At 67.2% G+C, this 22056-nt stretch carries 18 protein-coding genes; 7 read left to right on the forward strand and 11 right to left on the reverse strand.

Annotated elements, in window-relative coordinates:
• The 4 genes from EPL00_RS22880 to wecB all read right to left on the reverse strand — a co-directional run bounded on the left by EPL00_RS22880 (position 1) and on the right by wecB (position 5066).
• Positions 1–1347 (reverse strand): nucleotide sugar dehydrogenase, encoded by a 1347-nt coding sequence (locus EPL00_RS22880; RefSeq protein WP_135855401.1) that lies wholly within the window; start codon positions 1345–1347, stop codon positions 1–3.
• A 133-nt stretch (positions 1348–1480) separates the two neighbouring features.
• Positions 1481–2530, reverse strand: coding sequence for a DUF354 domain-containing protein (locus EPL00_RS22885; RefSeq protein ID WP_135855400.1), 1050 nt, complete (start codon positions 2528–2530; stop codon positions 1481–1483).
• Positions 2527–3882 (reverse strand): nucleotide sugar dehydrogenase, encoded by a 1356-nt coding sequence (locus EPL00_RS22890; RefSeq protein WP_135855399.1) that lies wholly within the window; start codon positions 3880–3882, stop codon positions 2527–2529. The genes EPL00_RS22885 and EPL00_RS22890 overlap by 4 nt, the downstream gene beginning before the upstream one ends.
• Positions 3879–5066: a non-hydrolyzing UDP-N-acetylglucosamine 2-epimerase gene (gene wecB / locus EPL00_RS22895; RefSeq protein ID WP_135855398.1), complete on the reverse strand. Its 1188-nt coding sequence runs from the start codon at positions 5064–5066 to the stop codon at positions 3879–3881. The genes EPL00_RS22890 and wecB overlap by 4 nt, the downstream gene beginning before the upstream one ends.
• Before the next feature lie 239 nt (positions 5067–5305).
• On the opposite strand from wecB, the gene EPL00_RS22900 reads away from it, so the two are divergent.
• Positions 5306–6595, forward strand: coding sequence for a helix-turn-helix transcriptional regulator (locus tag EPL00_RS22900; protein ID WP_135855397.1), 1290 nt, complete (start codon positions 5306–5308; stop codon positions 6593–6595).
• Positions 6596–6604: 9 nt separating this feature from the next.
• On the opposite strand, the gene EPL00_RS22905 is transcribed toward EPL00_RS22900, so the two are convergent.
• Positions 6605–7513 (reverse strand): DsbA family protein, encoded by a 909-nt coding sequence (locus tag EPL00_RS22905; protein ID WP_135855396.1) that lies wholly within the window; start codon positions 7511–7513, stop codon positions 6605–6607.
• Between the two features lie 401 nt (positions 7514–7914).
• Between EPL00_RS22905 and glmS the strand changes: the two genes are divergently transcribed.
• Entirely contained in the window at positions 7915–9726 is a 1812-nt protein-coding gene (glmS, locus tag EPL00_RS22910; protein WP_135855395.1) for a glutamine--fructose-6-phosphate transaminase (isomerizing), read from the forward strand.
• 31 nt (positions 9727–9757) lie between these two features.
• Positions 9758–11533, forward strand: coding sequence for an asparagine synthetase B family protein (locus EPL00_RS22915; protein WP_135855394.1), 1776 nt, complete (start codon positions 9758–9760; stop codon positions 11531–11533).
• 44 nt (positions 11534–11577) lie between these two features.
• Here EPL00_RS22915 and EPL00_RS22920 read toward each other — a convergent pair whose 3' ends face one another.
• On the reverse strand, positions 11578–12846 hold the full coding sequence (locus EPL00_RS22920) for an orc1/cdc6 family replication initiation protein (RefSeq protein WP_135855393.1): 1269 nt from the start codon (positions 12844–12846) through the stop codon (positions 11578–11580).
• Positions 12847–13319: 473 nt separating this feature from the next.
• Complete coding sequence (locus EPL00_RS22925) at positions 13320–13577, reverse strand: helix-turn-helix domain-containing protein (protein WP_135855444.1); 258 nt, start codon at positions 13575–13577, stop codon at positions 13320–13322.
• A 329-nt stretch (positions 13578–13906) separates the two neighbouring features.
• On the opposite strand from EPL00_RS22925, the gene EPL00_RS22930 reads away from it, so the two are divergent.
• Both EPL00_RS22930 and EPL00_RS22935 read left to right on the forward strand, forming a co-directional pair.
• A complete protein-coding gene (locus EPL00_RS22930; protein ID WP_135855392.1) occupies positions 13907–14290 on the forward strand; it encodes a hypothetical protein in 384 nt (127 codons plus the stop codon).
• A gap of 92 nt (positions 14291–14382) precedes the next feature.
• Positions 14383–15036 carry an AIM24 family protein gene (locus EPL00_RS22935; RefSeq protein WP_135855391.1) on the forward strand — a complete coding sequence of 218 codons (654 nt, stop codon included), beginning with the start codon at positions 14383–14385 and terminating at the stop codon, positions 15034–15036.
• A 90-nt stretch (positions 15037–15126) separates the two neighbouring features.
• Here EPL00_RS22935 and EPL00_RS22940 read toward each other — a convergent pair whose 3' ends face one another.
• Both EPL00_RS22940 and EPL00_RS22945 read right to left on the reverse strand, forming a co-directional pair.
• Complete coding sequence (locus EPL00_RS22940) at positions 15127–16050, reverse strand: hypothetical protein (protein ID WP_135855390.1); 924 nt, start codon at positions 16048–16050, stop codon at positions 15127–15129.
• Positions 16051–16138: 88 nt separating this feature from the next.
• Positions 16139–17026, reverse strand: a complete 888-nt coding sequence (locus EPL00_RS22945) for a winged helix-turn-helix domain-containing protein (protein ID WP_135855389.1) — start codon at positions 17024–17026, stop codon at positions 16139–16141.
• Positions 17027–17190: 164 nt separating this feature from the next.
• Between EPL00_RS22945 and EPL00_RS22950 the strand changes: the two genes are divergently transcribed.
• Positions 17191–18057, forward strand: a complete 867-nt coding sequence (locus EPL00_RS22950; protein ID WP_202932759.1) for a CPBP family intramembrane glutamic endopeptidase — start codon at positions 17191–17193, stop codon at positions 18055–18057.
• A 198-nt stretch (positions 18058–18255) separates the two neighbouring features.
• On the forward strand, positions 18256–20589 hold the full coding sequence (locus tag EPL00_RS22955) for an AAA domain-containing protein (protein WP_135855388.1): 2334 nt from the start codon (positions 18256–18258) through the stop codon (positions 20587–20589).
• Between the two features lie 37 nt (positions 20590–20626).
• Here the strand turns inward: EPL00_RS22955 and EPL00_RS22960 are convergent, their stop codons facing one another.
• Entirely contained in the window at positions 20627–21277 is a 651-nt protein-coding gene (locus tag EPL00_RS22960; RefSeq protein WP_162224321.1) for a PH domain-containing protein, read from the reverse strand.
• Positions 21278–21396: 119 nt separating this feature from the next.
• The gene (locus EPL00_RS22965) at positions 21397–22029 is read right to left on the reverse strand and encodes a class I SAM-dependent methyltransferase (RefSeq protein ID WP_135855386.1); all 633 of its coding nucleotides are present in this window, start codon (positions 22027–22029) and stop codon (positions 21397–21399) included.
• Between the last annotated feature and the right edge of the window lie 27 nt (positions 22030–22056).

The following is a 22056-nucleotide window of genomic DNA, read 5'->3' on the forward strand; positions in this document are numbered from 1 at the left end:
TCACAACCTCCGGTAGACGAAGCCGCTCTCCTCGGCGGTCTCGGCCTCGAACATCCCGTTCACGTCCATCAACACCGGCTCGTCGCCCGCCGAGGAGGCCGCGGCGTCGAGGTCCAGCCCCTCGAAGGCGTCGTGGGCGGTCGCCAACAGCACGCAGTCGGTGCCCTCGAACGACAGCGACTCGCGGACCTCGACGCCGAAGTGGTCGGCCATCGCGTCGTCGTCGGCGTGGGGGTCGTAGCCCGTCACGTTCACGTCGTACTCGTCCAAGATGTCGATGACGCCCTGCACCTCGGAGGTCCGGATGTCGGCGACGTTGGGCTTGTAGGCCAGCCCCAGCACCAGCACGTCGCTCTGGCTGAGGACCTTCCCGGCGTCGTTGAGCGCCTTCAGCGTGACCTCGCCGACGTGCTTTGGCATGTACTCGTTTATCTCGCGGCCCTTCAGGGTGAGTTTGGGCGTGTACCCCTGCATCTCCGACCCGTAGGCGAAGTAGAAGGGATCCACGGGGATGCAGTGACCGCCGACCAGTCCGGGCGAGTAGTCGTGGAAGTTCCACTTGGTTCGGGCGGCGTCCAGCACCTCTCGGGTGTCCAGTCCCATCTGGTGGAAGACGATGGAGAGTTCGTTGACCAGCGCGATGTTGATGTCCCGCTGGACGTTCTCGATGCACTTGGCGGCCTCCGCGGCCTCGATGGAACTCACGCGGTGGACGCCCGCACCGACGACCGACTCGTAGAGGGCGGCGACCTCCTCGCGGACTTCGGGGTCGTCCGCGCCGACGACCTTGACGACCTCCCGGATGCCGTGGTCGTCGTCGCCCGGCGAGGTCCGCTCGGGGGAGTAGGCCACGTGGAACTCGTCGTCGGCGGCCAGTCCCGACACCGACTCCAGCGCCGGGACCAACACGTCGCGGGTCGCGCCCGGATACACCGTCGATTCGAGGACGACGGTGGTGTCTCGGGTCAGGTGTTCGCCGATGGTGCGACCGGCCTGCTCGACGAACCGGAAGTCGGGGTTCTGGAACTCGTCTACCGGCGTCGGCACCGTGATGAAGACGAACTCGGCGTCGGCGATGGCCGCGGGGTCGGCCGTGAATCGCACGTCGCTCTCGGCGATGGCGGCGTCGCCGACCTCGTCGGTCACGTCGATGCCGCGCCGCAGTCGTTCGATGCGCTCCTCGTCGATGTCGTATCCGAGTACCCGCTGTCCCGCGTGGTCGAACTCGACGGCCAGCGGCAGGCCGACGTAGCCCAGTCCCACGAGACAGACGGGGACTGACTTCGGCGTCGTCTCGTCTCGGTCTAGCACCGAAGTCCGGTCGGTGTTCTCGTTGTACGAACTCATGTTGTGGGGGTGAATCGCTTCTCGTAGTCGTTCGACAGGCCGCGAACGGGTTTTATTATAGAGGCGGTAAGCCGCGGAACGCGGCCGAACTCGGCGAAATCGGCGGTCGGTGGTGAATCAGACTCGGCACGCTTCATCTGGCGGCGCGCTCGACCAGTCGGTCGGTCAGCGACACCACCTCGTCGCGGACCCGCCGGGAGCGCGATCGGTCGAGTCGGGTCTCCTCGGCGTCGAGGCCCGCCACGTAGTCCGCGATGGTCTCGGCGTCCCGCGAGTGGACGATGCGCCCGTCCGCGACCAACTCGCGGTCCACCGAGAGGAGTTCGCTCGGGAAGAACGACACCGCGGGCTTGCCCATGCAGGCGGCCTCGCGCGCCATCGTCCCGGAGCCGGTCAGCACGCAGTCGGCGTGGGCGGCCAACTGGAGGCCGTCGTAGGCCTGCCGGGGGACGTGGACCTCCTCGTCGTCGTATCCGGCGGCGTACTCGCGGTCGCCGCGCCCGCGGGGCAGGTAGACCACGCTGTAGCCAGTGTCGGTGACGCCTTCCAGAATCGCGGGGACCAGCGACTCGGCGGCGTCCACGTAGGCCGCGCCCAGCGCCTCCGGCCGGACGACGACGTACTCCTCGAATGGAAGTCGGTCGGTGAACGACTCGTCCGGCTCGAAGTCGGCGACGTAGATGTCCTCCTTGTAGCCCGCGTAGGTGTATATCGAGGTCGCGTCCGCGCCGTGCTTTTCGAGTTCCGCGGTGTCGAACGCCTCCGGAACCACGGTGTAGGTCGCGCGGGCTTCGAGGAAGTTGTACAGCTCCTCGGCCCACAGGCCGTCCACGTAGGCGGTGATGTCGTTGTCCGTGAAGTGGACGGAGGGCATCCCGCGGGCCTTCGACGCGAGGACGCACATCGCGTTGCGCGAGGAGAGCGACACGTCCGCGGCTGGCGGGTCGGCCGCGAGTTGCGCGGTCCGGAGCGGAATCCCCACCTTCCGGAGCTGTGGGTTGTCGAAGTCCCGGCCCCGGACCTCGAAGTCGAACCCGGCCTCGGCGGCCAACTCGACCGTCTCGGTCTTCTCGCGCACGGTCGTCTTCAAATCGAGGTCGGGGAACGACGACAGCAGGCCCTCGAACAGGAACGGGTGGGACGGACTCACGAGGTCCACCCACGCGGTCGCGGTCCGGGTCATAGCGTCTCGACCGTGACCCCGACGCCCTGCCACCGCTCGCGGTCGAGCGCGTCGCAGGCGTCCACGATTACGTCGTCGGCCATCCTGTCGGCGACCATGCCGGGCGCGAGTTCGCCGTACTCGTCGTGGGCCGCGGTGACGACCAGCGCGTCCGCGCTCCGGGTCGCGCCGACGAGCGATTCGAGTTCGGGTGTGTCCTCGTCGCGTGCGTCTCCGCCGTCTGCCACCACGTCCCCGTCGCTCGAAGGGACGGCGTCCCCGTTCGCGTCTCCGTCCCCCTTCGCGCTCGCGGGCGCGGAAATCGCGGTGACGTGGGGGTCCTGCATCGCCACGGTCGCGCCACGCGAGCGCAACTCGTCGGCGAGCGCGAGGCCGGGACTCCCGCGGGTGTCGTCCACGTTACCCTTGTAGGCGACCCCGAGGAGCGCGACCTTCCGGCCCTCCAGCGACCCGAGTCGGTCGGTCACGCGGTCGGCGACGTAGTTCGGCATCGCGTCGTTTATCTCGCGGGCGTTCGACACGAGGTCGAGGCTGTCGGAGTGCTGGCCGAGGAACCACGGGTCCACGGGGAGGCAGTGGCCGCCGACGCCCGGTCCCGGATTCAGCAGGTCCACGCGCGGGTGGCTGTTGGCGGCCTCGATGACCGCCCGCGAACTGATGCCGTAGTCGTCGGCCAGTTTCGACACCTCGTTGGCGAGCGCGACGTTCACGTCGCGGTAGGTGTTCTGAATCAGTTTGGCGAATTCGGCGGTCGTAGGGTCCGGGACGACCGTAATCTCGCCCTCGACCACGGGGTCGTAGAGGCTCCGGGCCGCCTCGGCGGACGCTTCGTCTACCCCGCCGACGAGTCGGTCGTTCTCCCGGAGTTCCGCGAGCATGTTGCCCGGAAGCACCGTCTCGGGGCAGTGGGCCAGCGAGAAGTCCGCGCCCGCGGCGAGTCCCGACGACTCCTCGACGGCCTCGCGGAAGGGACCGGTCGTCGTGTTGGGTGGCACCGTCGATTCGAGGAGTACCGCGTCGCCCGACCGCAACCGCTCGCTCAACCCCTCGGCCGCCGCTCGGACGTACCGGAGGTCGGCCTCGCGGGTCTCGGGGTCGAAGGGCGTCGGCACGCAGACGAGGTGGTAGTCGGCGGCCGGGACCTCGCTGGCGACCGTCAGGTCGCCCGACTCGCGGACCTCGGCCACGAGGGCGGCGAGTTCGGGTTCCTCGACGTGGGAGTCGCCGCCCCGAACTATCTCGCGGACCTCCTCGTCCACGTCGAAGCCGACGACCTCGTAGCCAGCGTCGGCCAGTACCGCGGCGGTCGGCAGGCCGATGTAACCCAGACCGTGGACGCAGACGGAAGTCATTGGACGACCTCCGTCGTAGTCGCGTCCTCGGCGTCGCCCTCGCGGGTCGCCTCGTCCGTCTCTCCGGCACTCGTCGCGCTCTCAGTCCCGTCCGCGTCGCTCGGACTCGTTGCGGCCGAGGAGTCCAGAATCCTCGCGGCGGCGTCGCCGTCGCCGAAGGGGTTGTCCCAGTCGGCGTCGGTGCCGACCATCTCGCGGGCGGTCTCGAAGATGCTGGTCGGGGTCACGCCGCCGAGTCGGTTCGCGCCGACCGCGATGGTCTCGGGGCGCTCGGTGTTCTCGCGCAGGGTGACGCAGGGCACGCCCAGCACGCAGGCCTCCTCTTGGACGCCGCCCGAGTCGGTCAGCACGACCGCGGTCTCGCTTTCGAGTCGGAGGAAGTCGAGGTAGTCGAGCGGTTCCGTGACCGCGACGGAGTTGGGAACGCGAATCTCCTCCAACGTCTTCCGTGCGCGCGGGTGGGCCGGATACAACATCTTCAGTCCGTACTCGCGGGCCACGCGGTCGATGCCGGTCAGAATCGCCTCGAACCGGTCGGGGTCGTCCACGTTCTCGGCGCGGTGGAGCGTGACGAGTCCGTACTCGCCCTCCTCGACGCCGAAGTCGTCGAGCGCGGTGGTGCGCTCGGCCGCGAGGTCGCGGTGGCGTTCGAGCGCGTCCACGACCGTATTCCCCGTGACCGAGATGCGGTCGTCCGGGATGCCCTCGGCGCGCAGATTCCGGGCGGCCGCGTCGGTCGGCGGGTAGAGGGCGTCGGCGGCGTGGTCGCAGATGATGCGGTTTATCTCCTCGGGCATGTCCCGGTCGTCGCTCCGGAGTCCCGCCTCGACGTGGGCGAGTTCGGCGTCCAACTTGCTCGCCGCGACGGTCGCGGCCAGCGTCGTGTTGGTGTCGCCCTGCACGAGGACGGTCTCGGGGTCCTCGTCGAGGAGGACCGCCTCGACGCCAGCTATCATGCTCCCGGTCTGTTCGCCGTGGGTGGCCGACCCGACCCCGAGCGTGTGGTCGGGTCTGGGGAGGTCTAACTCCTCGAAGAACACCTCGGTCAGTTCCGGGGAGTAGTGCTGGCCGGTGTGGACGACGGTGTACGACGCGTCGCGATTCCGGCACTCGCGGATGACCGGCGCGAGTTTGACGATTTCGGGTCTCGTTCCGAGTACGATGGCGAGTTGTGACGAGTTCATGCGTAGATGGTGGCGTACGGGCGACCGCACGCGCTCGTCTCTCGCGTGACGGGGGACGGGCTTTATTATCGGCCGGATAAGCCGCTTTTAGGCGATTTCGAGCCGATTTAGCTCCTTCCGAACCGCACGTTCGGGAGCGCCGTTCTCGCGGGCGAGGCTCGGGACCTCCTCGTCCGAATCCGGCAGTCGCGGCTTAGTTGCTCTATAGTATTGCCTACGGAGTGCGAACCGTCGGAGAAATGAGTGCGGACACGAATCGCGTCGGGCCGACGCCGGGTCCCGGTCGCTCGCCGGTCGGGATTGCGCTCGCCCTCGCGGCGGTCGCCGTCGCCGTCGGCGTGACCTGCGGCCCGGCCGCGGGGGCGCTCTCCTCGACGCCGACGGTCGGGACGCCGCCGGACCTCGCGGTCGGCGAGGTGTCGGTCTCCGGGGCGGCGGTCGCCGGTCGCCACGAGGGAACCGTTCTCCTCTGGCCGTCCCGCCCCTACTCGCTGACGACGACGCTCGGGAACCTCCCGACGACCGCCGAGTACCGGGTCTGTGCCCTGACCGCGAACGTCGAGTTGAACTGCACGACGACGACGCTCGGCCCGGCCGACACCGCAGTCGAACTCGCGGTTCCGGGGTCGAATCTGGAAGCCGGGGCCGGGTCGAAGTCGGCGTCCGAATCGACGAGCGACGACTCGTCGGTCACGACGCTCTCGCCGGGCGCTCGGAACGTCAGCGTCTCCGTGACCCGCGTCGGCGCGAACGAGACGGTCGTGGTCAGCCGACTCGCCAGCCTCCGCGTCCTGTCGCCGTCGGGCGACTTCGACGGCGACGGCCTCCCGAACCGGGTCGAGCGCGACCGGGGCACCGACCCCGCGGCCGCCGACACCGACCGGGACCTCCTCGCCGACGGGACCGAAGTCCGACTGGGGACGAACCCGCTCACTCGCACGACCGCGGTCGGGTTCGGCGTGGTCGGTCTCTTCGCGCTCGGCGTGGCGGTCGGCCTGCTCTACCGGTTCGGCCCGCGACTCGTCGGGTCGGTGTGGCTCCTCGCCAGCGGCGCGGCGGCGACGGCGCTGTCGGCGAGTCGGTCCGGCCCGACCGGGCGGGGCGACTCGGCGAGCGACACCGAAACCGGCGCGACGAGGAGGGACACGCGAAGAGCGCAGACCGGCACCCGGACCGGAACCGACGGCGGGAGCCAGCCGAGCGCGGCAGACTCGACGGAGCGCGAGGCGGTCCCTGAGCGCCGCGAACGCGGACCGAGAGCCGACCCCTCGCCCCCGCTCTCGGACGAGGAGCGCGTCCTCGAACTCCTCGAAGCGAACGACGGGCAACTCCCGCAGAGCGAAATCGTCTCCCGGACGCCGTGGTCGAAGTCGAAGGTGAGTCGCCTCCTCGCGCGGATGGACGCCCAAGACCTCGTGGTGAAGATAAACGCCGGTCGCCGGAACGTCATCGTCCTGCCCGGCGAGGAGCCCGAGGCCCTGAAGTCGTTCCGCGACCGGGCCGACGAACGGGAACGCGGCGAAAACTAAAATCGGGCGTCAGCGCCGGACCGCGCGGCGTAGCTGTCGTTCCGTCGCCGAGAAGTCCACCGTCGGGGCGGTGACGCTCTCGTCGGTCACGACGCGCGGGACGGTGGCGACGCCGCGCTCGCGGGCCTCCTCGGTCGTCGCCTTCACTCGCTCGCGGTGCGCGCCCGTCAGGAGCGCGGTCGCCACCGCGTCGGTGTCGCCGACGTTCGCGGCCTCGGCGAACCGGACCAGTCGGTCGGCGGTCGCCCACTCGTAGCTCTCGGGGGGTTGGTTGGCGAAGACGAGCGCGAAGTAGTCCCAGAACGTCCGGGGATTCGACGCCCAGACTTCGAGACCCGCGCGGGCCGCCCGCGGGGCGTCCGCGCCGAGGAACGGTTCGCCGTCGAGGTAGCTCAGCGCCCGAAATTCGAGCGCCACGTCGCCCGGCTTCACGAACTTCCGGACGACCTCGCCCATCATCTGCCGGACGAACTCGCGGGTGTAGGGACACTTCCAGTTGCCGTACAGCGTCGCAGTCGTCTCGGCGTCTTCGCGGCCGAGTCGCGGGTAGTCGTCCGTCTCGGGGTCTGCGGGGACGAGCGACGCGGAGACCGAGAAGTCCGGCCGGTCGATGTTGACTCGACCGAGCGACGGCGACTCCGCGGTCGTGGTCGCGTCGCCCGGTCCGGAGACGTTCCCCGTCGAGTTCTGTCGGGCGGCGTCTCGTCCGGTCGTCGCGGTCTCGTCGGCCCCGGTCGTTGCGTTGGTCGCGTTGGTCGCGTTCGTCGTATTCGTCGCGTCGGTCGCGGCGGTCGTCGGCGATACTCCGGTCGTCGTCTCCGGGGCGTCGGCGGTCTCGCCGATGACGCTGGCACAGCCAGCGACCGAGGCGAGGAGCGCCGACCCGGCCGCGCCGAGGAGTTTGCGGCGGTCAGACACGGTTTCTCGGTCGTCCCGAACGGCCATTACTATCGGCCGGGTAAGACCCGCTTGGGCCGACTCGTCGGTCGAGTTGGCCGGTAGCGGTGGGCCGATTGACTGGCGGTATCGGTCGCTCCGCTCGGTATCGGCTCCGATTCGAGGAGTCGCGCGACCGACCGCCGTCTCGGTATGTGAACGTCTCTGTCGGGTATCGGTTAGAGACCGCGGAATAAGTGCAACTGTTGCAACCGGCGAATCGACGGCGGGCGTCGGGTTCGTTATCGGAGCGATAAGTGAACGCTTACTGGCTTTATAGTAATGGCCGAACCGACCGATTCGGCGAGTATGGAAGCCAACACGACTCGACGGGGACGGTCGGCGCTACAGGCGGGCACCGAGACGACGGAGGCGGGTCGCTGATGTGTGGCATCATCGCCCGCATCGGCGCGGACGACGGCGTGGACAGGCTCCTCGGCGGACTCGAACGCCTCGAATACCGCGGCTACGACTCGGCGGGCATCGCCGTCGAGAACGGTGCGGGTCTCGCGGTCCAGAAGTGTAGCGGTCGGGTCGGGGACCTCGTGGACTCTGTCGAGGACAGCGGCGTCTACGGCGGTATCGGCATCGGGCACACGCGATGGAGTACCCACGGCCCGCCGACCGACGACAACGCCCATCCCCACACCGGCGCGACCGGCGAGGTCGCGGTCGTCCACAACGGCGTCATCGAGAATCACGCCGAGTTGCGCGACGAGTTGCGCGACGCGGGCCACGAGTTCACCAGCGACACCGACACCGAGGTCATCCCGCACCTCTTCGAGCGCCACCTCGCGGACAACGACCCCGAGGAGGCCTTTCGGCAGGCCGTCCGGGACTTGGACGGGAGCTACGCCATCGCCGCGATGGTCGAGGGCGAGGACGCCGTGTTCGCCGCCAGACAGGGGTCGCCGCTCGTGTTGGGCGTGGACGACGACGAGTACTTCCTCGCCAGCGACGTGCCCGCGTTCCTCGAACACACCGACGAAGTGGTCTACTTCGAGGACGACGACGTGGGCGTCATTCGACCCGACGACGTGGAACTCTCGACGCTCGACGGCGAGGCGGTCGAACGCTCGTCGGAGGTCGTCTCGTGGGACCCCGACGAGACCGGGAAGGGCGGCTACGACCACTACATGCGAAAGGAGATAGAGAACCAGCACGTCTCGCTGGCCAACGGCATCGAGGGTCGCGTGAGCGAGGAGGGCGAGGAACCCGACTTGGACGAGTTCCCGGCGGGGACGTTCTCGGGCGTCGAGCGCGTCCAGTTCGTCGCCTGCGGCACCTCGTTCCACGCCGCGAAGTACGGCACCCAACTGCTGAACAAGGCCGGGGTCGCGGCCCAAGCGTTCCGCGCCAGCGAGTACGACGGGTCGATTCCGGTCGATAGCGACACGCTCGTCGTCGCCGTGACCCAGAGCGGCGAGACCGCCGACACGCTCGCGGCGCTCGACCGCGCGCGGCGGGCCAGCGCCCGCACCGTCGCGGTGACGAACGTGATGGGTTCGACCGCGGCCCGGACCGCCGACGACGCGCTCTTTATTCGGGCCGGACCCGAAATCGGCGTGGCGGCGACCAAGACGTTCTCGTCGCAGGTCGTCGCGCTCTCGCTACTCTCCCATCGCGTCTCGCTCGACGCGGCCGAGGAGGGACCGTGGGACGACCCCGCGGCCTACTACGATGCCTTGGAAGCCCTGCCCAATCACGTCGAGTCGGTGCTGGACTTCGAGACCGCCGAGGAGGTCGCCGACCGGTTCCTCGGGAGCGACGCGTTCTTCTTCATCGGCCGGGGACTGGCCTACCCGGTCGCCATCGAGGGCGCGCTCAAGTTCAAGGAGATAACGTACGAACACGCCGAGGGGTTCGCGGCGGGCGAACTGAAGCACGGTCCGCTCGCGCTCGTCACGCCCCGGACGCCCGTGTTCACGGTCGTCACGGGCGACGACGACGAGACCACGGTGACGAACGCCCAAGAGGCCGGGACTCGGGGCGCGCCCATCGTCGCGGTCTCGCCGTCGGACCACAAGATTACGGACGTGGCCGACGCCCACCTGCCGGTGCCCGACACACACCCGGACCTCGTGGGACTGCTGGCGAACGTCCAGCTTCAATTGCTCTCGTACCACACCGCCGACAAACTGGGGCGGGCTATCGACAAGCCGCGCAACCTCGCCAAGAGCGTCACCGTCGAGTGAGCGACCGAGTGGAAGTTACAGCGAGACAGCGATGAACACGGAACTGTTCGGCGTCTTCGGCGACGAAGACGCGTTCTCCCGATTTCGGGACTCCTCGTCGTTCGACCGCGTGGTCGAGGGCGACGCGCTCACGGTCGGCGTCCGAGACGCGGGGTTCGGAATTCCGGGTCGAACCGACGTTCACGCCAGCGAGGAGGACCTCTGTGTCCTCTGGGGCGAGGCGTACCTCCCCGAATCGACGACGCCAGCCGAGCGCGTGCTGGAGCGGGCGGGCGCGGCCGGTCCCGACGTGCTGGCCGACGTGAACGGCTCGCACCTCGCCGTCGTGGAGCGTTCGGGGTCCGGCGAGTCGGTCCGGGCGGGCGAGTCGTGCAGGTCAGGTGGGTCGGGCGAGTCGGGCGGCGCGGCCTACGTCGCCACTGACCCGGCCCGGACGTGGGACTGCTTCTACACCGACGCGCCCGGCGTCCGGGTGTTCGGGAGCGACGCCTTCGCGGTCGCGCGCACGATTCCCGAACCCACGGTGCGGCGCGACGGCCTGCTCGAATTCCTGCACTTGGGCGTGGTCTTGGGCGACGCGACGCTACTGGACGAACTCCGGCGAGTCCCCTTCGACGGCCGACTCCACGCCGACCGAACCGAGACGTTCGAGCGGTTCGTCTACGACCGGGCCGAGTTCGATTACGTCGGACAACTGGCGGCTCGGCTCGAACGCGCGCTGGCGCGCCGGGCGCGACTCCCCGGCCGGACGGGCGCGCTCCTGAGCGCGGGCTACGACTCGCGGGTTCTCCTCGCCGGAGCGCCCGACGTGGACGCGGGCTACACCGTGACGCGGCGGGGCGGCCGGGAGGCCGAGGTGGCCGCCCGCATCGCCGACCAGTACGACAGCGACCACGCCGCGTTCGAGGCCGACGGCGACTACCTGAACACCGACTTCGAGACGGTTCGGTACGGGAACGGGATTCGGGAGTCGATTCACGTCCATCAGGGCGGGTACGCCGACCGGATGGACGCCGACGCGATGTACCACGGCCTGCTGTTCGACACGTTCCTGCGGGGGCACTTCCTGCCCCGCGATTCGGTCGCGGTGTTGGGCTACAGCCTCCCGCGCGAGCGACTGGCGACCGACTTCGACCCGGCGCGCCGCCTCGTCGCCGACAAGTTCGGGTTCGTCTCGCTGACCGACCACGCCGCGGACCTCGACGGCGTGGACTTCGGCGTTGGCGTCGAGAGCGAGGAGTTCGCCCGCGACGCGGTGGCCCGCGAGTTCGACCTCCTCGATTGGCGCTTCGACTCGCAACTCGACGGCTGTGCCGCGGTGGGCATCGCCAATCAGCCGACCCTCTCGTTCCGGACGCATCTGGCGAACCACTTCCTCGAAGCGTTCCCCGCGGCCGACGCGGAACTGCTGGACTGGCACCTCCGGACGCCCCCGGAGTATCGCACCACCGAGACGTTCCGGAAGGCCCTGAAGCGCATCGACGGCGACATCCTGCGCCACCGACCGCCCGACCGCCCGCACGACTCGCACGCGCTCAACCAAATCGAGCAGTTCGTCCGCGCCCGGACGCCCCTGCTGAGCGACTTCGAGAACGCGTGGCCCGACCGCCGCGAGGAGTACGCCCGCGCGAACTTGGACGCCGAGCTATTCCCGGACCGGCCGGAACTGCACGCCCTGCCCGTCCGACTGAAGTTGCGAATCAACGACGCTCAGACGTGGCTCGGCGAGTTGGCGTCCGTGTCGGAGCCGGGCGTCGGTGAGATTTTGGCTCCTTCGGAAGAGGGGTTTCGGTTGGGGTCGGTTTGAGGCTAGGAATACGATTTCACAGGCGGCCGTTGGCCTGTGCGTATTTAGAGTAGTGTCGAAGAGTCCGACTCCGTCGAAATCATAATCTCGTCGGACGATTCGACGGTATCTCGAATACTTTCGTGGACGCCGACGTACTCTAGAAGGTCCGAGAGGGCCGCAAGCACGGTCCGAAGGTCAGCCTGTAGTCGATGATTCTTGTACTTCCCACCGGAGAGTCCTTCGTTTTGAGCGGACGACTGGATAAGCGAGAGGTCGGCCATCTCCTTCAGGAAATCGCGGACGCGACGTGACGTTAAGGGGTCGTTCCCGACGTGATGGGAGAGTTCCGAGTAGCGATCGTAAATCGTCTGCGAAGAGACGGGAGTTTCCCCAGCGCCCTCGAACGTCGCAAGCGCGTAGAGCGTGAGTTGCTGATGTTCCGCGAGATCGGCGATACCGTCCATCAGTTCTTCGCGTTCCAGTTTCTCGCGGGCGCGATTGACGTGGGATTCTTCGACTTGCTCCGCGCTCTCTGCTCGCGCGATGTCACCGGCTTCGCGCAGGAGGTCGAGAGCCTTGCGAGCATCGCCAGAGTCCTGCGCTCCGTACGCCGCACAGAGTGGGAGTACGTCGTCGGCGAGCGCACCGTCGTGGAACGCGATGTCTGCTCGCTGGCGAAGCACGTCTCGGAGTTCGTTTGCATCGTAGGGCGGGAAACTGATGGATTTCTCCGTGAGTGAGGACCGAACTTTCGCGGACAGATTGTCGCGGAACGCGAGGTCGTTGCTGATACCGATGATGCCGACCTTGGCATCTTGGAGGTTGTCGTTACTCCGCGCACGCGGGATTTGATAGAGAATCGAGTCGTCGCCACCGATGTTGTCGACTTCGTCGAGGACTATCAGGACGATGCCGCCGACGGTGTCGAGTTCGTCCCAGAGGAATTCGTAGATTTTGTATCGTGGGTGGCCGGTTTCGCTGATTTTGTCGCCTTCGTCGCGGAACTGATTCACGAGTTGGATGGCGACTTGATAGCTCTTGTTCAAGCCTTCGCAGTTGAGATAGACGACAGAGAGGTCAACGTCGAATTTCTCGGCGTCTTTTTCGAGTCGAGAGAGGAGATAGTCGGTGCTGGCGGTTTTACCGACGCCGGTTTTGCCGTAGAGGAAGATGTTGCTCGGTTGTTCGCCGTTGATTGCGGGCTGTAGTGCTTCGTGGTACTGTGCGAGTTCGTCGTCGCGGCCGACGATGGTCTCGGGGGTGTAGTCCTCGAAGAGGGTATCGCGGTCGCGGTAGAGACTATCGTCGGGTTGGAAGCTAATTTCGTGCATCGGTGGGTGCTGTTTCCAGTGTTCTTCTCGGGGTGTTGTTTCTAGTGTTTTCTCGGGGGTGTTGTTTCCAGTGCTATTCGGACAGTGGCGTTTCCAATGCAATTGGTAAAGTCGTTGTTCTTTACTGCCACCACGGTTTCCAGTGCTATCCTACACACCACTGTTTCCAGTGCTTTCCTCGGGACGACGTGACTATCGGCTGGGTTCCGCGTAGAGAGCGTTAGAAACGCTATTCTCGTTGTGCTGTGGCTACATCGGACAGTGAGAGAGTGTCGTTTCCAGTGCTTTGCGAGTTTCAACAGGAACCCGCTCAGATGTAGTCTCTGAAAGGGCAACATTTATTAAGACAGCGTTTGAATTAGTCCGTACTGCAGTTTTAAAACGAGCTATTTGCGGTGCTGAGGACCCGTCCGGGACGTTTTACTGGAAAGCACTGGAAACGATGGTCTCTCTGTTCCATCAACTGAATGGTGTCAGTTATCTTCAAACTCGCTCGCTTTAATTCTGCCCGTGAGAAATTCTCGCCCCTTGTTAGTAAGTATGAAAAGTCCCGCCTCATCCTTTTCCAAAATATCTGCTTCCATCAGCCTGCGACACCGCTTACTGGTATACTGTCTGTCGTAGTCGATGTTCGCACTGAGGACCTTCGGGGAGACGCGGATGTCGTGTTCCTCGAAGAAGAGAAGAATCTCGTAGTCGATTGGCGACATCCACTCCACTCGCTCGACCATCTCGTGTGCAGAGCGAGCAACCACGAGCGAAAAATCAGACGGGTTCAAGACCATTTCTACTACGAACGTAGTTGTTCTTGAACTACGTACGTCGTCAAGGTTATATGATGGGAGTCTCAATCGACTATCCACGGAGACAAAATCGCGGACCTGTCGCTCCTCGATAGGTCCCACTGAATCAAAACGGACCCCGATGCTTGGGACATCGGGTCCGCGTGAGCCTCCGTATCCTGCTACGAAGGCATGTACGCCAAGACCACGACGGGACTTGAAACTCCCGCACGACGCGCACCGACCACCGACTACTCCGCCCGCCCCGAGGAGACCCCATGACCTACCGCGAACTTCCCGAGGAGTTCCCCACCAACGAAAACGCGCCCGAGGAGGTCACGGTCCTGCTGGACGACGACCCGCTGACCCTCACCGACCCGGACTCCGACGACCAAGCGGACGAATCGACTGCTGAAATCACCCCCGACGACCCCGCCCGCGAGCGACCCATCGCCAGCGGACTCTGGCTCGGCGAGTGGGACGGTCGCCCCGTGAGCGTCCGCCTCGCGTGGACCGACCGACTGGTCTCGCACGCGAGCGCCCGCGTCGGCACCGACGAGGAGCTACTCGTCCTCGAACTCACCGACGCGGACCCGCCGACGTTCCGCCCCGCGGAAGGGCGCTACGAGTTCGCCGTCGAACTCCGCGCCGACGAGTCCTGACGGGGACGCCTCGTCACGCTCGGGACTCCCGAACTTTCTTCTCCTCTGGCTGAGAAGCCCCGCACGAGTCGCCCTGAACGACTCACTAACCCATGAATCTCGACCAGTTCAAGTCCGAACACGTCCCCACGGACAGCGACGAGACGTTCCAACTCGAAAACAAGTACACCCTCGACGTAGCGGTCGATGGCGAAGTGATGGCCAAGGCCGGGTCGATGGTCGCCTACACAGGCGACCTGTCGTTCACCGGCAAGGCGTCGGCCGAGGGCGGTATCACCGGCTTCCTGAAGGAGGCCGCGACCGGCGAGGGAACGCCCGTGATGACCGTCGAAGGCGACGGGCACGTCTACCTCGCCGACCACGAGAAGAAGGTGCAGGTCCTCGAACTCGGCGCGGACGACTCCATCACCGTCAACGGCGAGGACGTGCTGGCCTTCGAGTCGGACCTCTCGTACGAAATCGACACCATCGACAGCCTCGCGGGGTCGTTCGCCGGAGGACTGACGAACGTCTACCTCAGCGGCCCCGGCTACGTCGCCATCACCACCCACGGCGACCCGCTGGTGCTGTCGCCGCCGGTCTCGACCGACCCGAGCGCCACCGTCGCGTGGACCGGCACCTCGCCCGACGTGGAGGTCAACAAGAACCTCTCGGACATGGTGGGCCAAGAGTCCGGCGAGCGATTCCAGATGAACTTCGGCGGCGAGGAGGGCTTCGTCGTCGTCCAACCCTTCGAGGAACTGTAGGGACCTCGGTTTCCGCTCCTGCGTTCCGACCCCGACTCTCGCCCCGCGTTCCGGTTCCGACCCTCGCCCCGACTCTCCTCGATTTTTGCGCTACAGTTCCCGGCCGTCGTAGGCCGCCAGCGTCTCCTGCAAGTTCCGCCGAACCTCTCGCGCTCGCGCGGCGGTCCCGCAGGGAATCGCCGACGGCGGATTGTACAGTTTGTTCGCGAGCCACGAGAGCGCGTTCCCGATGGGGTCGTCGGGTAACTCTCCTGTCTTCCACTGGAGCGCGAGCCACGACCCGTCCTCCGCGAGTTCGACGCCGCGGAGATTCGTCACGCCGTAGCAACTCGTCGCGCGCCCGTCGTCGCGCTCGGCGCAGAGCGACCCGCCAGCGAGTCGCCACGCGCGGTCCTCCGCGGTCCACTCCACCTGCGGCTCCGCGGGTACCAGACACGCCGCGTGACCGTCGAGTCCGACGACTTCGCCGGGTTTGATTCCGGAACCGGATTCGCCTTCGTCGCGGAACTCGACACCCGCGAGGCGGGTCGCGTCGAGTCCCGCGTCCGAGTGGTGCGGTATCGCGTCCAGCACCGGCGTCTCGCCGTCCCGGAGTTCGATTCGGAACACGAAGTGCGCTCCGGCGATGCCGTCGGTGAGCGCGACGAGTTCCCGGAGCGCCGCGCGGCCCTCCTCGGTCGTGGTCCGACAGCGCCACGCCGAGGAGTCCGCCCCGTCGCCTCCACTCGCCGCGTCGCTTCTGTTCGTCACGTCGCCCCTGTTCGCCGCGTCACTCGCGGTCGTCTCGCCGTCCGCGCTCTCGCCGGAATCGCGGGCGACGCGCTCGAACTCCGGGGCGACCGACTCCCAGACGCGGCGACACTCGTCGCCGTCCGGGTCCATCTCCATCTCGTCTTCCCGCAACTCGACGACGGCCGTCGTCGTCTCGGGGAAGACCGACTCGACGAGCGCGCCGAACTCCTCGGCGAAGCCCTCGCTTTCGAGGTGATGAGTCCGGTTCAGGTCGGCGGGCATGCCCGAGGGAAGGTCCCCGCGGGTAATAGCTGTTACATGTCCGCGTCGAACACGCCTGTTTCGGGCGACGGTTCGGGTGCCCCGGTCGTCACGCCGGTCTGACGGCGAGGTCTTCGTCCACGACGAGGCGTCGCTCGTCGGTGCCGACGCGGATGCCGAACGCGATTTCGAGCGGGTCGGTGGCGACGACGGTCCGGTCCCACGCCGTCACGTGTTCGGTCACGCGGTAGAAGGGGAGTCGGAGCAGGTCGATGCCCTGCTCGTGGTACGCGCCGACGACGCCGGGGTCGTAGAGAAGTCGGAACTCGACCGGCGCGAAGATACACCGCTCGCAGGTCAGACACGTCGCGGCGGCGGTGTACGTTTCGGGCCGAACCGATTCGTGTCGTTCGATATCTATCTCGGTCGTGCCGCCACACTCCGGACAGACGCCGTCCAGCGCCGCGCCGTACTCGTAGTGGACCCGCCGGTCGCAGGCTCGGAGGACGGCCTCCGACGAGTCGGCATCGAAGCGGCCGGGCGACACTTCGTAGCTCGTGACGGGGCTCTCGCAGTCCACACACGAGACTTCGAGGAGCGGACGCTCGTAGGACGCGCGGAGGCGTCGGCCGCCGCAGGACGGACAGTACCCCTCGACCTCGGTGGGTTCGAAGTCGGCGGTCCGGTTGTAGCTCTCCGAGAGGAGCGCCCGGACGACGCGGTCACCCGCCTGCGTGAACGAGTAGCCCGCGTCGCTCCGCCGGAGGAAGACGCCTGCCAACTTGTCGAGGTGGTACGCGAGTTGGTTCGTGCCGTCGATGTCCACGCGGTCGTAGAGTTCCGAAAACGTCAACCGCCGCTTTTCGTCGGCGTCGGCGGCCGCGAACGCGCGGAGGATTTCGACTCGGTTCTCGTTCCCGAGCGCCGCGAACGCTTCGCCGGGCGACGCTTCGGTCGCGGTCTCCTCGTCCGCGGCCGCGTCGTCGGTCTCTCCCATTGCTCGTTCGACGGGGCGACGCGCTCTTATGCGTATCGACCCGACGCCGTTCGCGGTCGAACTCGACCGGGCTGGCGGTCTACTCGAAGAAATTCGAGTGATACGCCTGTCAAAATAACAAAACAATGACAAGACTTAACCCTCGGCGCAGGTCGGTAGTACCCATGGAAAGACCCCCTATCCCGTGGGTCGAGGACCACCCCGTGGCGGCGTTCTTCGTCGGGGCGTACGCCTACACGTGGCTCGTCTCGGCCCCCGCGGCGTTCATGGAACCGAGTTGGACCGCAGCGATTCTCGTCTACGTGGGGAGTTTCGGCCCGCCGGTCAGCGCCGCGGTCGTGACGTGGCTTCGCGGCGACGACGTGCGCGAGTGGGCCGCCCAAATCACGAAGTGGCGGGTCGGGGTTCGCTGGTGGGTAGTCGCCCTCGGCCTGCCCGTCGCGGCGGCGGCGCTCATCACCCTCGGCATCGTCGCGGTTCGCGGGCCGGTAGACCTCGGGGCGACGCTCCCCTCGCCGGTCGTGTTCGTCGGCGTGTTCCTGTTCGCGATGGTACTCAGCGGCGGCCTCAACGAGGAGCCCGGCTGGCGCGGATTCGCCCAAGCCCGACTCAACGAACGCTACGGCGCGTTTCGCGCGAGTCTCGTCGTCGGCGTGGTCTGGGCGGGCTGGCATCTCCCGTACTTCGTCATCCCCGTCACGCCCCACTCCAGTTTCCCGCTGGTCAACCAACTCGGGTGGGTCGGCGGCATCCTCACGCTCTCGGTCGTCCTCGCGTGGGCGTACAACAGCACGGGGAGCGTCCTCGTCGCGATGGTCCTCCACGCGATGGCCAACACCGCGGACATGCTCATCCCGCTGGCGGCCGACAGGATTCTGGTCGATGGCGTGGTGAACGAGCGCGCCGTCGGCGTGGTCGCGAGCGTTCACGTGGCGGTCTACGTCCTCATCGCGCTCGGACTGGTCGCGTACTACGGCCGGGAGACGCTCGCTCGCGGTTCGGTTCCGACCTCCTCGGACGTGGGCGAGTGACCCCGAGACGACCGACACCTCCGGACGACCGATTCCCTCGGACGACCGATTCCCCCGGACGACCGATTCCCCCGGACGACCGACGCCATCGGACCACCGACGCCATCGGACCACCGACGCGCTCCGCCGAAACGCAGACCCTATATTTCGACGTTCGATACGTACGAGACGACCGATGGCCCTCCAATCCTCCGAACCATGACTCCCGAAATCGGCGACCTCTCGGAACGCTGGAACGCCCGCGACGCGACCCTCCTCCGGGCGAAGGGGAGACTGGACGAGACGACCCGCTTCGAGCGCAACAACTCGCCAGCCGTGCTGCAGACGGCGCTCGACCGCGGGGCCCGGACCGTCCGAGAGACACCGCCCGAGCGCGACGGCTACGCCGTGCCGCTCCACGACGAGAACGCCCCGACCGCGAGCGACGAGTACGTCCTCTGGCGGCCCGACTCCGAACAGATCGGCTGGTACGACACCAGTTTCGGCATCGACGGCACCGTCCGGTTCGTCTCGCTCGAGGAGGCCGCGGAGACGACTATCGGCGACCGTCTCAAATTTTGGCACCCCGATTTGACCCCGGAGTCCGACGACGAATCGGACGACGCCCCAGACGACGACCGACGCGAGTTCGAACTCCCGGACGCCGAAGTCGAACCGGAATCGAAGCTCTCGGCCGACGACAAAGACGCGTTCTTCGACGAGTTGTTCGAGTTCGTGGACTCGGAACGGGAGACCGAACTTCACGCGAACCGACGACGCCACCTCGACAGCGGCATCGAGACGCTGGTCGGCGAGGGCATCGCCTCCGGTCCGTTCGTCGCGCTCGGGCGGACCAACCGCACTAACGACGTGGGCGAGTTTAAATTTCAACTGGCCGACGGCGGTGCGAACGCGGGCGGCGGGACCGCTGGCGACGTGGACCTCGTGGCGGACGAAGATATCTACCCGGACAGCGTTCTCCTCGCGGACGTGCTGGACGAGTCGGACCGCTCGACGGACGCATCCGGCGACTCGGCAGACGACTCGGGCCAGTTCCCGCTCGCGGTCCGGACGACCCGCGTCGAAGGCTCGGTCCTGACGCTCAAGGCCGACCGGACCTGCTCGGCCGACCCGGCGCGCGTCGAGGAGCTACTCACCGACGGCGACCGGGACTACTGGCTGACCCATCTCCTCAACCCCGTCCCCTTCGAGCGCCGGACCGAAGCCCTCGAATCGGTCGCGTCGAACCCGTCCAAGCGCGACCTGCTGACCGGCGACCGACCCGCGCGCTTCGCGGCCGACGACCTCTCGGTGCCGAGCGTCGAGATGGAGTTGAACGAGTACCAACGGCAGGCGCTGAAGTGGGCCGACGACGCCGAGGACTTGCTCTGCATCCACGGCCCGCCCGGCACGGGCAAGACCCGGACGCTGACCGCGTACGTCCTGCACGCGGTCTGGCACGGCGATTCCGTGCTGGTGACGGCCCACTCGAATCAGGCCGTGGACAACCTGCTGGTCGGCGACAGCACGCTCGGCGACCCCGAATCCGGGACGCTCCACGAAGTCGCACAGCGGTCCGAGGAGGATCTCTCTATCGCTCGCGTCGGGCGCAACTCCAAGAACGAGGTCGTCCGCAAGCACTACGCGAACGCCTCGGTCGCGGGAGCCGACGTGGTGGCGGCGACGACCAGCGGGGCCGCCCAGTTCGACGCCGACCGCTTCGACGTGGGCGTCGTGGACGAGGCCACCCAAGCCAGTCGGCCCGCGACCGCCATCGTCCTCGACTGCGCCGAGAAGCTGATTCTGTCGGGCGACCACCGCCAACTGCCGCCCTACTGCGCCGACGAGGAGATGAAGGACGACCGGCGACACCGCTCGCTGTTCGAGCATCTCCTCGACCGCTACGGCGACGAGATATCGGTTCTCCTCGGTCGGCAGTACCGGATGCACGCCGACATCGCGTCGTTCCCCAACGACGAGTTCTACGGCGGGAGTCTGGAGACCGCCGAGCGAAACCGCGACTGGCGAGTCGGCGAGTTAGAGCCACTGGTCGGTATCGACGTGGACGGCGACGAGCGACGCGAGACGGGCGGCGACTCGCTCTACAATCGACCCGAGGCCGAGGTCGTCGCCGAGGAGGTCGCCCGGTGCGTCGAACGCGGCCTCGCGCCCGAGGACGTGGGCGTCATCTCGATGTACCGCGGACAGGTCGGCGAGATTCGGTCCCGACTCCGGGAGAGCGACGTGGCTGGCGCGGGCCGCGTCACCGTCGATACGGTGGACTCGTTTCAGGGCGGCGAGCGCGAGGCCGTCGTGGTCTCGTTCGTCCGGAGCAACGACGCCGGAAACGGCGGGTTCCTCGAACTGCCCGACGAGGGGCCGCGCCGACTGAACGTCGCGCTCACCCGCGCCCGCAAGCGCCTCGCGCTCGTCGGCGACTGGGCGACGCTCTCGTCGGTCTCGCCCGGTCGCGCGCCCGAGAACAGTTGCGCGGACCGCTACGACCGACTTCGGAAGCAGTTGGAGCGAGCGGGTCGGATGCAGTCGCGGTGAGCGTCGGAGCGTCGGAACGGAGACCGTTCGGCTCCCGCTACGCGGTCCGCCCCTGTTCGAGGAGTTCCCGAATGCGCCGGAGTTCGTCGAGCATCGCGTCCGATTCGGCGTCCCGGCCGGTCGGCGTCGCGCCGCCGACCTCCCGCTCGCTCGCGGCGCGGCCGACGCCGGGTTCGAGGTCGCCGACCTCGCCGCTCTCGGTCGCCGCCGCTGGCCGCCCTCGGACCTTGGCGACGATTTGGTCCTTGACCTCCTCGTAGTCGGCGATGCCGTCGATGGTTAGCTCCGCGCCCATCTGGCCGCCGTACCCGGCGGTGTGGACGCCGACCTGTCCGGCACCGACGAACCGCTGAATCGGCCCCTGCGCGGTGGCGACGTTGGTGATGCGGTTGTACGGAATCGTCGTCTTCTGCCGGAAGAAGACGCCGCGGCGGTACTCGATTTCGTCGTCGGTCAGCCGGTAGTCGGCGGTGCGGTAGAACGCGCGAATCCACCACGTCAGGAACCCGAACGCGGCGACGACGACCGCTCCGGCCAGCAGGACGACGACTTGCGGAATCTCGAACAGGAGGCCCGTGGCCGCCAGAACGCCCGCGACGACGAGGACCGGCACCAGCGCGACGGCCTCGAAGACGTAGAAGTAGCTGGTCAGTTGCTCCGGTTTGAACCACTCGTTTTCCGGTCTCATACCCCTACAGACGCGCTCTGTGGACATATATCGAACTGTGGATTCTCGCGCGGTGAGAATCGAAATCGCGGTTCGGGACTCGGGGTATCGCGGAGCGGTCGGCCCGGCGTCGCGCGTCTTCAGAAGACCCGAAACACCCGCACCGTGTCGCGCTTGCCGGGTTCGCAGAGGAGTTGGGCCGCGTCCAACTCGGCGAACTCGTCCTTCCAGTTGCGGTGATACAGCGGGAAGTCGTCGTGGACGCAACTCACTTCCTTCCCCTCGCGGCCCCGCGTGGGACCGTTGCCCTCGTTCTCGGCGGTGACGACGAGGTCCGAACTGACCCGCGCTAGCTCCTCGAACACCCACTTGTTGTCGGGGTGGACGTGCTGGAGCGTCTCGACGGAGTACACCACGTCGAAGGCGTCCGCCTCGAATTCGGGCACGATGTCCTCGATGGCTCCGGTGTGGAACGTGCCCGTCTCGGCGAGTCGGGGGTAGTGGTCTTCCATCACGTCGAACGACTCGTCGTTGATGTCGATGCCCGTCAGGTTCTCGTAGCCCTGCTCCAACAGCGCCGCGAGGTGCCGCCCGGAGCTACAGCCGACTTCCAGAATCGCGGCGTCCGACGCGACGTAGTGGTCGAACACCGACGCGAGCGTCTCGGTGACCTCGTTGCGCCCGATGTCGGCGTAGTACGAGGGCGAGAACTCCTCGTCACGGTTCGCCCAGAAGCGATGGTTGTCGTCCGGTTCTAACTCCTCGGGTTCCATGCGTGACGCTACTGGGTCGGAGAATAA

The organism is Halorussus salinus (assembly GCF_004765815.2).
GTDB lineage: Archaea > Halobacteriota > Halobacteria > Halobacteriales > Haladaptataceae > Halorussus > Halorussus salinus.

Bases quoted from the DNA above. Each gene is read 5' to 3' on its own strand.
- EPL00_RS22890 (WP_135855399.1), bottom strand. From the start codon at position 3,882: ATGACTTCCGTCTGCGTCCACGGTCTGGGTTACATCGGCCTGCCGACC.
- EPL00_RS22900 (WP_135855397.1), top strand. From the start codon at position 5,306: ATGAGTGCGGACACGAATCGCGTCGGGCCGACGCCGGGTCCCGGTCGC.
- EPL00_RS22885 (WP_135855400.1), bottom strand. From the start codon at position 2,530: ATGACCCGGACCGCGACCGCGTGGGTGGACCTCGTGAGTCCGTCCCAC.
- EPL00_RS22955 (WP_135855388.1), top strand. From the start codon at position 18,256: ATGACTCCCGAAATCGGCGACCTCTCGGAACGCTGGAACGCCCGCGAC.
- EPL00_RS22950 (WP_202932759.1), top strand. From the start codon at position 17,191: ATGGAAAGACCCCCTATCCCGTGGGTCGAGGACCACCCCGTGGCGGCG.
- EPL00_RS22960 (WP_162224321.1), bottom strand. From the start codon at position 21,277: ATGAGACCGGAAAACGAGTGGTTCAAACCGGAGCAACTGACCAGCTAC.
- EPL00_RS22925 (WP_135855444.1), bottom strand. From the start codon at position 13,577: ATGGTCGAGCGAGTGGAGTGGATGTCGCCAATCGACTACGAGATTCTT.
- EPL00_RS22935 (WP_135855391.1), top strand. From the start codon at position 14,383: ATGAATCTCGACCAGTTCAAGTCCGAACACGTCCCCACGGACAGCGAC.
- wecB (WP_135855398.1), bottom strand. From the start codon at position 5,066: ATGAACTCGTCACAACTCGCCATCGTACTCGGAACGAGACCCGAAATC.
- EPL00_RS22965 (WP_135855386.1), bottom strand. From the start codon at position 22,029: ATGGAACCCGAGGAGTTAGAACCGGACGACAACCATCGCTTCTGGGCG.
- EPL00_RS22920 (WP_135855393.1), bottom strand. From the start codon at position 12,846: ATGCACGAAATTAGCTTCCAACCCGACGATAGTCTCTACCGCGACCGC.
- EPL00_RS22915 (WP_135855394.1), top strand. From the start codon at position 9,758: ATGAACACGGAACTGTTCGGCGTCTTCGGCGACGAAGACGCGTTCTCC.
- EPL00_RS22945 (WP_135855389.1), bottom strand. From the start codon at position 17,026: ATGGGAGAGACCGACGACGCGGCCGCGGACGAGGAGACCGCGACCGAA.
- glmS (WP_135855395.1), top strand. From the start codon at position 7,915: ATGTGTGGCATCATCGCCCGCATCGGCGCGGACGACGGCGTGGACAGG.
- EPL00_RS22880 (WP_135855401.1), bottom strand. From the start codon at position 1,347: ATGAGTTCGTACAACGAGAACACCGACCGGACTTCGGTGCTAGACCGA.
- EPL00_RS22940 (WP_135855390.1), bottom strand. From the start codon at position 16,050: ATGCCCGCCGACCTGAACCGGACTCATCACCTCGAAAGCGAGGGCTTC.
- EPL00_RS22930 (WP_135855392.1), top strand. From the start codon at position 13,907: ATGACCTACCGCGAACTTCCCGAGGAGTTCCCCACCAACGAAAACGCG.